Consider the following 11,440-nt stretch of genomic DNA (forward strand, 5'->3'; position numbering starts at 1 on the left):
GGCGGGGCGCGCCTCAGCCCTTCCCCTCGCGCCTTTCGAGCGGCGGCCGGTCCACGCCTTCGAGCAGCGCCGGGTCGAGCGCGTCGCCCTTCACCACCGACACGTCGCCGGTCGTCTCGAGAATGACCGCGCGCACGTTCGACAGGTCCGAAACATTCGCCGCGCGCAGCTTCTCGAACAGGTCGGAGCGGGTGACGCGCGTCTCGTTCATCGCGTCCTGCTGGAACTCGCCGTCGCGCACCAGCACGACCGGGCGGTTCTGCACGACGGTCTGAAAGCGCGGCCATTGGAAGCGCAGCTGGTTCATCGTCCATTGCACCGCGAACAGCGCCGCCATCGCCGCGAGCGCCTGGACGAAATCCGTCCACGCGGTGGCCACCCAAGCGCTCGCCACCAGGCTACCGAGCGCGATCGTCATCACAAAGTCGAAGTTCGACATTTTCGACAGCGACCTCAGGCCGTTGAGGCGGATCAGCGTCGTGACCCACAAGAGCGCGGCCCCCGCGAGGACAAGCCCCCGCAGCACCGTGTCGAGCATTGGTTCGTCTACAAGCATTCGCCGTCTCCTCCCTTACGGGAACGGAGGAGCGGCGCGCGGTTCCCGCTTACTGATCCATGATGGGAGGCGCGGAAGGCACCGTGCCGCCGGTCAGGATCGCGCGCGGCTCGTTGGCGAGGATGCCGACCACCTGCGTCCACACCGCGACGTTCTGGCGCAGCTGGTCGGGATTGATCTTGTCGAGCGTATCGTCGGGCGTGTGGTGGAGGTCGAAATAGCGCAGCCCGTCCTGCTGCAGGTCGATGAGCGCGCCTTCCTGGTCGCGCACGATGTTGAGATCCGCCCCGCCGGTCGCGACCACGGTGGAATCGGCGACGCCGAAGCGCGCGACCGCCTTGGCCAGTTTCGCGTGGAGCTGCGGGTTGCTCTCGCGGAAATTGCTTTCGAAGCGCCAGATGCGGTCCGCGCCGAAATCGCTTTCGAGCCCGACCGCGATCGGCTCGTCGATATGCGCGGCGCTGTAAACCTTGCTGCCCCACAGGCCGGTTTCCTCAGCGCCCGCCATCAGCACGCGGATCGTGCGCAGCGGCTTGCCCGTGTACTGGACGTGGTAAGCGGCCGCCGCGATGATCCCGCAGCCCGCCGCATCGTCGAACGCGCCGGGCGAATTCCACCAGCTGTCGATGTGGCAGGCGAGCAGGACCGGCGGAAGCTCGGGATTGCGCCCGACGATCTCGCCGACGACATTACCGCTCATCGTCTCGCCGAGATCGCGCGGGTTGAGTTCGAGCCGCAGGCGCACCTGCCGCCCGTCCGCGCGGGCGAACATCCGCTCGACATTCTCGGCATCGGGAAGCGACATGGCCGCGGCCGGGATCGGATCGACGCCTTCGGGAAAGGTCGTTCCGCCGGTGTGCGGGTTGCGGTGGTAGTCGGTCCCGACCGACTTGATGACGGTCGCGATCGCCCCCTTGCTCGCCGCGATCCCCGCGCCGACCCAGCGCGCCGGGCCGGCGAAGCCATAGTGAGAGCCGTCCTGCGCAGGCTTCATCGCGTGGCTGATATAGGCGATCTTGCCCTTGAGGCTCCCTTCCGGAGCGGCGCGCAGGTCATCGACATTGCGGAAATAGACCAGCTCGCCCTCGACCCCGCCTTCGGGCGTCGCCGCGCTCGTGCCGAGCGGCAGGACGACGAGATCCTGCGCGAAAGGCTCGGTCACGCGGGCGCGGGCGATGTCGCCGGGAACCCATGTCTCCATGGCGAAGGGCTCGCTGCGGACGTTCTTGAAGCCGTGCTGGCGCAGCCAGTTCATCGCCCATTCGCGCCCGCGCGCCTCGGCCTCGGTGCCGGCCTGGCGCGGGCCGACCTCGGTGGTGATCCCCTCGACGAATTCCCAGGCGAAGCGGTCGCCTTCGCGCACGCGGTCGGCCTGCTCCTCGACGGTCGGCTGTTCGGGCGGGAGCGCGGTGGCGGAATGCGCGACCAGCGCGAGCGAGAGGGCGGCGAGCGTCGAGGTGAGCGGGGCGGTGAGGGTCTTCATGGCAAACCCGCTACGCCCGCGCGGCTCCCAAGTCCAGCTTGCCCTTGCCCCGCTGCCGCCCTATCTGGCAGCGCAACAGCTTCTCCCACTCCCGACCGACAAGGACGACCCTACGATGGCCGCGCAATACGCCTTCGTCATGAAGAACATGACCAAGACCTTCCCCGGCGCCCCCAAGCCGGTGCTCTCGAACATCAACCTGCAGTTCTACCAGGGCGCGAAGATCGGCATCGTCGGCCCCAACGGTGCGGGCAAGTCGACGCTGATGAAGATCATGGCCGGCATCGACACGGATTTCTCGGGCGAGGCATGGCCGGGCGAGAACATCACCGTCGGCTATCTCCCGCAGGAGCCGGAACTCGACCCGACCAAGACCGTCCTTGAAAACGTGCGCGACGGCGCGCGCGAGACCGCCGACCTCGTCGAGGAATTCAACGCCGTCTCAGCGCAAATGGCCGAACCCGACGCCGATTTCGACGTGCTGGGCGAGAAGATGGCGGAACTCCAGGCCAAGATCGACGCGGTCGACGGGTGGACGCTCGACAACCAGCTCGAAATCGCGATGGAGGCCCTGCGCTGCCCGCCGGGCGATGCGTCGGTCGAAAACCTGTCGGGCGGAGAAAAGCGCCGCGTCGCGCTGACCCGCCTGCTCATCCAGAAGCCCTCGATCCTGCTGCTCGACGAACCGACCAACCACTTGGATGCCGAAAGCGTCGAATGGCTCGAGAACCACCTGAAAGAATATGCCGGCGCGGTGCTGATGATCACCCACGACCGCTACTTCCTCGACAACGTGGTGGGCTGGATCCTCGAACTCGACCGCGGCTCCTACTACCCGTATGAGGGCAACTATTCGACCTATCTCGAAAAGAAGGCGAAGCGCCTCGAACAGGAAGCGCGCGAGGAAAGCGGGCGCCAGAAGCAGCTTTCCCGCGAGCTCGAATGGATCCGCCAGACGCCGAGCGCGCGCCAGACCAAGTCCAAGGCGCGTATCCGCAAGTTCGAGGAGCTCCAGAACTCGCAGGATTCCCGCAAGCCCGGCAAGGCGCAGATCGTCATCCAGGTTCCCGAACGCCTCGGCGGCAAGGTGATCGAGGCGAAGAACATCTCGAAAGCCTATGGCGACAAGCTGCTCTTCGAAAACCTCTCCTTCACTCTGCCGCCGGGCGGCATCGTCGGCGTGATCGGTCCGAACGGCGCGGGCAAGTCGACCTTGTTCCGCATCATCACCGGGCAGGAAACGCCCGATTCCGGCACGATCGAGATCGGCGACACGGTGCGCCTCGGCTATGTCGACCAGAGCCGCGACGATTTGAACCCTGCGAACAACGTGTGGGAGGAAATCTCCGACGGGCTCGACTACATGAAAGTGAACGGCCACGACGTCTCGACCCGGGCCTATGTCGGCGCGTTCAACTTCAAGGGGCAGGACCAGCAGAAGAACGTCGGCAAGCTGTCCGGCGGCGAGCGCAACCGCGTCCACATGGCGAAGATGCTGAAGCAGGGCGGCAACGTCCTGCTGCTTGACGAGCCGACCAACGACCTCGACGTCGAGACGCTGGGCGCGCTCGAGGAAGCGATCGAGAACTTCGCGGGCTGCGCCGTGGTGATCTCGCACGACCGCTTCTTTTTGGACCGCCTCGCGACGCACATCCTCGCCTTCGAGGGCAATTCCCACGTCGAATGGTTCGAGGGGAACTTCGAAGCCTACGAAGAGGACAAGCGGCGCAGGCTCGGCGATGCGGCGGACCGGCCGACGCGGCTCGCTTACAAGAAGCTGACGCGGTGAGGTGACGCGGGGGCGGAAGCGGTCCGTCCGCTACCGGCCACGGCTCCGACATCTTCCCCTCGTCGCCCCGGGCTTGACCCGGGGTCCCGCTTCACTTTCACTACCGCCATGGATCGCGAGGCATCCGGAGGTTGGGTCTACGTCATGGCGGACCGCTATCGCGGGACGATGTATGTCGGGGTGACGGCCGATCTCGCGCTCCGGGTGAGCCATCATCGAAACGGGAAGGGCTCCGAATTCTGCGCGCGCTATGGTCTGAAACGCCTCGTGTGGTCCGAACGCTTCGATCGCATCGATGACGCCATCGCGCAGGAGAAGCGGATCAAGCGCTGGCGGCGAGAGTGGAAGTTCGATCTGATCGAAAAGGCCAATCCGGACTGGCGCGATCTGTCGCACCTTATTGGCGGCACTTAAGGAAGAAAAAAGCGGGGCCCCGGATCAAGTCCGGGGAGACGGTGCAGTGCAATCCCTCACCCCCGCATCTTCTTCAGCAGCATCCCGTTGATCATCGCAAGGTCGCTCTCGGTCACCACCGGCTCGATCTCGGCGAGGAAGCCCGCGACCGCTGCGGCCTTGTTGAACAGCACCTCGTCCTTCTCGCCGCGCAGCACGGTCTGGTAGTTCAACTGCAGGTTCATCTGGATCCAGTTCGCCTTGCATTCGAAATACTTGACCGCGAGGAAATAGCCCGCGTCCTCATCGTCGGCGATGTCGTCGAGGCCGCTTTTCATCCGTTCGGCCTGATCGCGCAGGTAATCGCGGATCGCCTGCTTGTCGGCCTCCGCGATGGTATCGGTGAAATGCAGCCCCGCGCAAATGCGGTCGGCGTCGAGGATCGCGCGCGCCCTCTCGAAGGGGGACAGGGTGTCGAGCGGCTGGGCGTGCAGGGACGGATCATGGGCGGTCATCGGGGCCTCTCCTCGATTGGGGCAAAGCCGACATCTGCCAGCCGGGGTATGAACGCGCGGATTGCACCTTACCCGTATTGCCCCCTAGCCGAAGCGCCGCGCCGTCCCCTTCGCCTGGGCGCGGCGGGATGCTAGGGCCTGCGCGCATGGCGACCCGTCTCATCATCCACGGCCGCGTGCAGGGCGTGTTCTACCGCGACTGGACCGTGCGGACCGCGGGCGGGCTCGCTCTTTCCGGGTGGGTGAGGAACCTTTCCGACGGGACGGTCGAGGCGCATCTCGAAGGCGAAGCGGACAAGGTGCGCAGCCTGATCGAGCGGATGCACGAAGGCCCGCCGCGCGCCGAGGTCAGCCGCATCGAGGAAAGCGAGGCCGCGCCCGAGGGGCTCTCCACCTTCGAGCGGCGGTGAGCCATCCCCGGCCGATTTTCCTACAGCGCGCAGGCAGGATAAGGCCCCCTTTCTGCGCTCTTTGCCATCCTCCGCCCCCTTCCGGAAAACCGTGCCCCGGCGCACGGACGCGGACGGGTGCTGCGGAAAAAGGCCCGCTCCTCCTGTCCGTCCGCTTCGCGAAACAGCGCCCAACACACTGAAAAACAGACCGGACTCACCATGATGGAAAGTTGACAGGGTGTCACCTTTGTCACCTTTTCTCGCCCCCGGTCCCCGCCAATCGCGCCCCGCCCCGTCGCGGCTCATGCTCGCCTCGCCCCGCGCAAGGTGGCGTGCGCGAAATGCAAGCCCTAGCTCGCCCGCCATGCCGGACCTGCCCAGGCAATTGCGCAAGAACCGCCTCTGGCCGCTCGCCGCCTTCCTCATCGTGGCCGCGCTCGGCTGGGGCGCGCACGCGGCGATCGGCGGGGTCTATTCGGGGGCCGAGGCGCGCGACCTGCTCGAGGCGCTGAGCCGCGCGGGGCTCTATCTCGGCTCGGCCATCGTTACCGGGTCCGCCACCACTCTGGCGCTGATGCTGACCATGGTCGGGATGATCGACCGGCTGGAGACCGAATTCAACCGCGAGGCTTACGAGAACGTCAACATGGTGGCGAAGCTCGCGACCGCCTCATTGCTGCTCGCGCTCATCGTGCTGCTCGCTTTCGTCCTGCCGGTGGGCGAATTCGAAAACATACCCGATCACTGGTTCGAGATCCTCTATGACGTGCTTTTTGCAGGCTCCGTCGCGATGGTCGGGCTGATGGCGGCGACCGTGGTGATGATCTACCTCACCTTGCGCCGGGTGCTCGCTGCGGTGACGCCGGGCGACAAGTTCTGACGCGCCCGGCAGAGCGCTTTACGCCGTTTTAACCGCGCCACCGCATCATTCGCTCAAGCAGGGGCGATGAGAGGGGCAGCGCAATGACGGAGAGCCTTTCCGGCGGCGAGGCGGGAATGCTCGCGCTCGATCCGGCTGCGGCGCTGCTTGCGACCATCGCGCTGGCCGCGGCGCTGACCGTTTACACCTGCCTGCGCCATCCCCTCGCCGCCCGCGGGACGACTCGGCCATCCCCGGACCCGCTTGGCGACCTGTTCCGCCAAGGCGGCCATGAACGCGCGATGCGCCGTTCCCGGCCCTCGGCCGGCGCCCGCTCCGACAGCGTCATGGCGGCACGGATCGACCGGCTGGAATCGCACGGTCGTGTCTGGGACGAAGACGCGCGGCGCAAGGCCACCGAGCAGGTCGCGAAGGTCCTGCGCGCCGGTATCCGCCGGAGCGACGAGGTCCGTACGATCCCGGGCGAAGGCTTCGTCATCGTGATCGAGAACGCGCGCGAGGACGAAGCGGTAGGGATCGCGCAGCGGCTCCGCAGGGCTCTCGCCGGGGCCCGCATCCCCGGCATGGGCGCCGACCTGCGCGTCACCGCCAGCTTCGGCATCGCCGAGGGCCGACCGGGCGAAAGCTTGGACGAGGCGCGCGCCCGGGCAGGCGGCGCGCTCGATGCGGCGACGGCTAGCGGCGAAGATTGCGTGATCGCGGCGAGCGAGATCGAGGAGATCCTCTTCCTGCCGCCCCCCGCCGCCGCTGAGGCCCCGCAGGACCTGCCACGAACGAGGGCCGCCTGAGCCGCCGGTTCAGGGCGAAAGCCAGCGTCCCTCCCATGAACCGTCCTCCGCGCGCTCGAAGCCGGCGCGGACATGGCCGGTATGGGCGAGATAGAGCCAGTCGAGGCTGGTGAGTTCGACCATGAGCACCGCGAAATTGGGCCACGCTGCGACCAGCTGTTCGTCGGTCGGCTCGACCCCTTCGAATTCGCGCGGAAGGCCCGAGGTCGGCGCATTGCTCGGCGTGCCCGGCCCCTCTCCGAGATAGCAGCGCCGGGCGAAATTCGTGCTGTCGGCCCACGCCTGCCGGGTAACGGGCGCATCGTCCAGCACCCGCGCCGTGCCGCGCGCGCGGATCTGGATCTTGGCGCCCTTGTCGTAGAACAGCACCGCCGCGCGCGGATCGGCGTTGAGCGCGGCGGCCTTGGGCGCGCGGATGTCGGTATGGAAGCGCAGGGTGAACGCCTCCCGGTCGAAGGCGCGCAGCACCATGATGCGCGCATCGACATCGCCGGTCACGACGGCGGGCGTGTGCATCGGCGAGCGGCGATCGCGCGCCGCCCTTGTGAGGCGCGCCGAGAGATCGGCAAGGACTTCGTCGAGCTGCTCGTACATGGCTTGCCCTCTGCGCGCTCGGGCAGGCGGGATCAAGTCGCGTCGCACCCGTTCATTTGGCAAACATTCAATATGAACAGCGACCTGCAGGCCCGGTTAAGGTCGGCGACAGGGCGCAGGGCCTAGAATAAGGCTATCACTCATGCCGTGTGTGGTGGGGCGGCGTTTCTGGAGGCACACATGGACATTTCCCTTTTCCTGAGAGGCAGCGCCTTGTCGGCGCTCGCCCTGGCGCTTGGCTTCATCGCCGCACCCGAACCCGCGATGGCCGCAAGCGCCGGAGCGGAAATGTCGAGCGCAGCCGATCTCCAGCCGCGCGGCGAACGCCGGGAGGCGCGCCGCGCCGCTCGCGCCGAGCGTCGCGCGACGCGCCAGCAGGCCCGCGGACAGCGCAGCCAGAGGCGCGAGGCGCGCCGGGAGATTCGCCGCGAACGCCCGGCAAGGGTCCGCTCGGGCCGCAGCGTCTCGCGTCCCGAGCGCGTCCAGCCCCGCTTCGATCGTGCGCCCCGCCCCCCGCGCGAACGGAGCGTCAGGCCGGCGCGCGAGCGGGCCGACCGCCTCGAACAGCGCGCCGAGCGCCGGGCCCGGCAGTTCGAGCGCCGCACCGAGCGACGCGCCGGCCGGGTGGATAGCCGCACCGACCGGCGGGCGGACCGCCTCGACCGCCGCGGCCGCGACCGCGCGGCGGAGCGGGTCGACCGGCGCGGAGATCGCCGGGCCGATCGCATCGACCGGCGCGCAGAGCGCCGCGCCGACCGCATCGACCGCCGCGGCGAAAGGCGTGCGGACCGCGCCGAGCGCAGGGCTGACCGCCGCGCCGATCGCAGGATCGACCGTCGCCGCGACCGGGGCTTCGACGACCGCATCGCCCGCGGTGTCGGCCGGGCCGACCGCGCGATTGATCGCCGCGCCGATCGCCGCGCCGAGCGCAGGGCAGAACGCCGGGCCGAACGCAGAGCCGAACGGCGCCGCGACTGGCGCGATGGTCGCCGTCGCGACTTTCGCCGCGAGATCCGACGCGAGCGCCGCGATGCCTATCGCGACGGTCGGCGCGACGCGCGGCGCGATTTCCGTCGGTGGGACCGCCGCTGGCGCGACAACCGCCGCTTCGGATGGCGCGATTATCGCCGCGCGCACCGGCAGCGCTTCCGGCTCGGTCGTTACTACGCGCCTTTCCGCGCGCATCGCTACAGCCGGATCGGCATCGGCTGGCATCTCGACAGCCTGTTCTTCCAGCCGCGCTTCTTCATCAACGATCCGTGGGCCTTCCGCCTGCCGCCGGTCTATGGCCCCTATCGCTGGGTGCGCTATTACGACGACGTCCTGCTGGTCGACGTCTACACCGGCGAGGTCGTCGACGTGATCTACGACTTCTTCTGGTAAGCGCCTCCTTGCCGCTCAGCCCCCGGTCGCCCCGCGCGGCCGGGGGCTTTCGCCTGCCGCCTTGCACCCGCTCGCGTGGCTGTTAGAGAGGCGGCCCCATGCCCAAGGCCCCTGCCATCCCCGACCAGGACGCGCTGCGCCGCCTCGGCGCTCAGGTGACGAAACGCCTCGACGCCGATCCCGGCGTCTACCGGATCGACACCGACAAGGCCGACCTGTTCGCGGTCGGAGAGTTCCTCACGCCCGCCGAATGCGCGCGCCTGTGCCTGATGATCGACGATGTCGCGCGCCCTTCGAGCCTTCACGAACAGGGCTATGAAAGCGGCTTTCGCACATCCTATTCGGGCGATCTCGACCCGCATGACCATTTCGTGATGGGCATTTCGCGCCGGATCGACGACTTGCTCGGGCTGAACCCCGTCACGGGCGAGGCGATCCAGGGCCAGCGCTACCTGCCGGGGCAGGAATTCAAGCCGCACAATGACTGGTTCTACACCTCCGAAGCCTATTGGCCGCTCGAAAGGAAACGCGGCGGGCAGCGCTGCTGGACCGCGATGGTGTTCCTCAATGAAGTCGGGGAAGGCGGGCACACGCACTTCACCGACATCGGCATCTCGATCGAGCCCAAGCCCGGCGTTCTGCTGGCATGGAACAATGCCGACAGGGACGGCGTGCCGAACGAGTGGACCAAACACGCGGGAACCCCTGTGGGCAAGGGCGCGAAATACATCATCACCAAGTGGTATCGCACCCGCCGCTGGCGGTAGGAAAGAGGGCGGAAGCCTTTCAAAGCCCGGCGCAGGTCCGGACTCAGGTTCTCTCCAAAGCCTCCGCGATCAGCTTGCGCGTCGGCCCGACGCCGTAAAGCGCGATGAAGCTGCCCATGCGCGGGCCCTGCGAGGAGCCGAGCAGGGTCTGGTAAAGCGCCTGGAACCAGTCGCGCAGATTCCCGAAACCGAATTCCTCGCGCTTGCCGATTTCATAGACGATGGTCTGCAGGTCCTCCGCCGCCATGTCCGCCGGAACCGCGGCCAGCTCGGCATCGAGCGCGCGCAGCGCGTCCGCCTCGTTCGGGGTCGGCGCGCGCTTGACCAGCGTCGGCGCGACGAAATCGCGGTTGTAGGCCAGCGCCTTGTCGACGAGGCTGTCGAGCGCCGGGTGCGCCGCCGGGTCCGCATCCTCGATATAATTCGCAAGATAGGACCACACCGCCTCGCGCGTGGCTTCGGCCCCCAGCACCCCGACAAGGTTCAAAAGCAGGCTGAAGGGCACCGGCAGCGCATCGCCCGCGCCCGGAGCCTGCGGCCCCTCCACCCGCTCGTTCGCGCGCAACAGGTGCCAGACCGGGTTGCCGAGCTGCTTGTCGAGTTCCTGCTCGGGCAGCTTTTCGCGGAACTGCCAGTAATCGTCGATCGCCTTGGGGATCACGCCCGCATGAAGCTGCTTTGCGCTGCGCGGATTGGCGAAGATGTAATAGCCGAGGCTCTCCTCGGAGCCGTATTGCAGCCATTCCTCGATCGACAGGCCATTGCCCTTGGACTTGGAAATCTTCTCGCCCCTGGCATCGAGGAAGAGCTCGTAGATCAGCCCCTCGGGCTTGTTCCCGCCGAGCACGCGGGCGATCTTGCCGGACTGCACGCCGGAGTCGGTCAGGTCCTTGCCGTACATCTCGTAATCGACGCCCAGCTCGACCCAGCGCATCGCCCAGTCGACCTTCCACTGGCACTTGGCCTTGCCGCCCAGCGCGCTCTGCTCGACTTGCGTGCCGTCCTCGTCGGTGAAGCGGATGAGGCCGGCTTCGGCATCGACGACCTCGATCGGCACCTGCAGCACCGCGCCGGTAGTCGGGCTGATCGGCATCAGCGGCGAATAGGTCTTGCGCCGTTCCTCGCCGAGCGTCGGCAGCATGATGTCCATGATCGCGTCGAAGCCGCGCAGGACCTTGCGGATGCCTTCGTCGAAAGCGCCCGAATTGTAGCGGTCCGAGGAGCTGACGAATTCGTAGTCGAAGCCGAAACGGTCGAGAAAGTCGCGCAGGCGCGCATTGTTGTGATGGGCAAAGCTTTCATGCGTGCCGAAAGGATCGGGGATGCGCGACAAAGGCTTGCCGAGGTGCTGGCTGAGCATTTCGCGGTTCGGCACATTGTCCGGCACCTTGCGCAGGCCGTCGAGATCGTCGCTGAACGCCACCAGCCGCGTCGGCGCGCCGCCGGTCACGGCCTCGTAGGCGCGCCGCACCAGCGTCGTTCGCAGCACTTCCTGGAAAGTCCCGATATGCGGCAGGCCCGAGGGGCCGTAGCCGGTCTCGAACAGGACGGGGGCGCCGCCCGGTTTCCCGTCGCGCAACCGCTTCGCAAGGCGTTGGGCTTCCTGGAACGGCCAGGCTTTGGACTTCGCGGCGGTCTCGATGAAGGTGGTCTCGGTCATGGCAGGCCGCATATGCACCTCGCCCGGCATTGTGCAAGCGCGAAGAACAGCGCTTACGGGGTGTAAAGCGGCGGACAGGCGCGTTTACTTTCGCGCGCCCCTGCCCCATCTTGGCGCGCGTGACGGTTCCCTCCACCGCCCCCGCCCCGCTGCCGCTTCCCGCGCTCCATGCCAGCCATGGGGGCAACTGGCTTCGCGCCGGAGACAGGGGGGCCAATTCCCCGACCGAAGCGGTGTCGA

Annotated in this window: 12 protein-coding genes; 7 read left to right on the forward strand and 5 right to left on the reverse strand. The window is 67.6% G+C overall.

The window, feature by feature from the left end; genetic code table 11:
* Positions 1-13: 13 nt before the first annotated feature.
* Together G9473_RS07965 and G9473_RS07970 are read right to left on the reverse strand one after the other, a co-directional pair.
* Entirely contained in the window at positions 14-556 is a 543-nt protein-coding gene (locus G9473_RS07965) for a DUF421 domain-containing protein (protein ID WP_291132170.1), read from the reverse strand.
* A 49-nt stretch (positions 557-605) separates the two neighbouring features.
* Positions 606-2,039 (reverse strand): M28 family peptidase, encoded by a 1,434-nt coding sequence (locus tag G9473_RS07970; RefSeq protein ID WP_291132173.1) that lies wholly within the window; start codon positions 2,037-2,039, stop codon positions 606-608.
* Between the two features lie 115 nt (positions 2,040-2,154).
* Here G9473_RS07970 and ettA point away from each other — a divergent pair, with 115 nt between their 5' ends.
* The gene (ettA, locus tag G9473_RS07975) at positions 2,155-3,828 is read left to right on the forward strand and encodes an energy-dependent translational throttle protein EttA (RefSeq protein WP_291138331.1); all 1,674 of its coding nucleotides are present in this window, start codon (positions 2,155-2,157) and stop codon (positions 3,826-3,828) included.
* A 108-nt stretch (positions 3,829-3,936) separates the two neighbouring features.
* Complete coding sequence (locus G9473_RS07980; RefSeq protein ID WP_291132176.1) at positions 3,937-4,242, forward strand: GIY-YIG nuclease family protein; 306 nt, start codon at positions 3,937-3,939, stop codon at positions 4,240-4,242.
* 56 nt (positions 4,243-4,298) lie between these two features.
* Here G9473_RS07980 and G9473_RS07985 read toward each other — a convergent pair whose 3' ends face one another.
* A complete protein-coding gene (locus G9473_RS07985) occupies positions 4,299-4,736 on the reverse strand; it encodes a hypothetical protein (protein WP_291132178.1) in 438 nt (145 codons plus the stop codon).
* Between the two features lie 146 nt (positions 4,737-4,882).
* Between G9473_RS07985 and G9473_RS07990 the strand changes: the two genes are divergently transcribed.
* The 3 genes from G9473_RS07990 to G9473_RS08000 all read left to right on the forward strand — a co-directional run bounded on the left by G9473_RS07990 (position 4,883) and on the right by G9473_RS08000 (position 6,796).
* A complete protein-coding gene (locus tag G9473_RS07990; protein ID WP_291132181.1) occupies positions 4,883-5,146 on the forward strand; it encodes an acylphosphatase in 264 nt (87 codons plus the stop codon).
* 346 nt (positions 5,147-5,492) lie between these two features.
* Entirely contained in the window at positions 5,493-6,008 is a 516-nt protein-coding gene (locus G9473_RS07995) for a hypothetical protein (protein ID WP_291132184.1), read from the forward strand.
* An 83-nt stretch (positions 6,009-6,091) separates the two neighbouring features.
* Entirely contained in the window at positions 6,092-6,796 is a 705-nt protein-coding gene (locus G9473_RS08000) for a diguanylate cyclase (protein WP_291132186.1), read from the forward strand.
* A 9-nt stretch (positions 6,797-6,805) separates the two neighbouring features.
* Here G9473_RS08000 and G9473_RS08005 read toward each other — a convergent pair whose 3' ends face one another.
* Positions 6,806-7,390: a pyridoxamine 5'-phosphate oxidase family protein gene (locus G9473_RS08005; protein ID WP_291132189.1), complete on the reverse strand. Its 585-nt coding sequence runs from the start codon at positions 7,388-7,390 to the stop codon at positions 6,806-6,808.
* Between the two features lie 180 nt (positions 7,391-7,570).
* Between G9473_RS08005 and G9473_RS08010 the strand changes: the two genes are divergently transcribed.
* Both G9473_RS08010 and G9473_RS08015 read left to right on the forward strand, forming a co-directional pair.
* Positions 7,571-8,773: an RcnB family protein gene (locus G9473_RS08010; RefSeq protein ID WP_291132191.1), complete on the forward strand. Its 1,203-nt coding sequence runs from the start codon at positions 7,571-7,573 to the stop codon at positions 8,771-8,773.
* Between the two features lie 98 nt (positions 8,774-8,871).
* Positions 8,872-9,540, forward strand: coding sequence for a 2OG-Fe(II) oxygenase (locus G9473_RS08015; RefSeq protein WP_291132193.1), 669 nt, complete (start codon positions 8,872-8,874; stop codon positions 9,538-9,540).
* A 43-nt stretch (positions 9,541-9,583) separates the two neighbouring features.
* On the opposite strand, the gene G9473_RS08020 is transcribed toward G9473_RS08015, so the two are convergent.
* Positions 9,584-11,200 carry a lysine--tRNA ligase gene (locus G9473_RS08020; RefSeq protein WP_291132196.1) on the reverse strand — a complete coding sequence of 539 codons (1,617 nt, stop codon included), beginning with the start codon at positions 11,198-11,200 and terminating at the stop codon, positions 9,584-9,586.
* Positions 11,201-11,440: the final 240 nt, after the last annotated feature.

Source organism: Erythrobacter sp., assembly GCF_011765465.1.
Lineage (GTDB): Bacteria > Pseudomonadota > Alphaproteobacteria > Sphingomonadales > Sphingomonadaceae > Erythrobacter.

Bases quoted from the DNA above. Each gene is read 5' to 3' on its own strand.
- G9473_RS07965 (WP_291132170.1), bottom strand. From the start codon at position 556: ATGCTTGTAGACGAACCAATGCTCGACACGGTGCTGCGGGGGCTTGTC.
- G9473_RS07970 (WP_291132173.1), bottom strand. From the start codon at position 2,039: ATGAAGACCCTCACCGCCCCGCTCACCTCGACGCTCGCCGCCCTCTCG.
- ettA (WP_291138331.1), top strand. From the start codon at position 2,155: ATGGCCGCGCAATACGCCTTCGTCATGAAGAACATGACCAAGACCTTC.
- G9473_RS07980 (WP_291132176.1), top strand. From the start codon at position 3,937: ATGGATCGCGAGGCATCCGGAGGTTGGGTCTACGTCATGGCGGACCGC.
- G9473_RS07985 (WP_291132178.1), bottom strand. From the start codon at position 4,736: ATGACCGCCCATGATCCGTCCCTGCACGCCCAGCCGCTCGACACCCTG.
- G9473_RS07990 (WP_291132181.1), top strand. From the start codon at position 4,883: ATGGCGACCCGTCTCATCATCCACGGCCGCGTGCAGGGCGTGTTCTAC.
- G9473_RS07995 (WP_291132184.1), top strand. From the start codon at position 5,493: ATGCCGGACCTGCCCAGGCAATTGCGCAAGAACCGCCTCTGGCCGCTC.
- G9473_RS08000 (WP_291132186.1), top strand. From the start codon at position 6,092: ATGACGGAGAGCCTTTCCGGCGGCGAGGCGGGAATGCTCGCGCTCGAT.
- G9473_RS08005 (WP_291132189.1), bottom strand. From the start codon at position 7,390: ATGTACGAGCAGCTCGACGAAGTCCTTGCCGATCTCTCGGCGCGCCTC.
- G9473_RS08010 (WP_291132191.1), top strand. From the start codon at position 7,571: ATGGACATTTCCCTTTTCCTGAGAGGCAGCGCCTTGTCGGCGCTCGCC.
- G9473_RS08015 (WP_291132193.1), top strand. From the start codon at position 8,872: ATGCCCAAGGCCCCTGCCATCCCCGACCAGGACGCGCTGCGCCGCCTC.
- G9473_RS08020 (WP_291132196.1), bottom strand. From the start codon at position 11,200: ATGACCGAGACCACCTTCATCGAGACCGCCGCGAAGTCCAAAGCCTGG.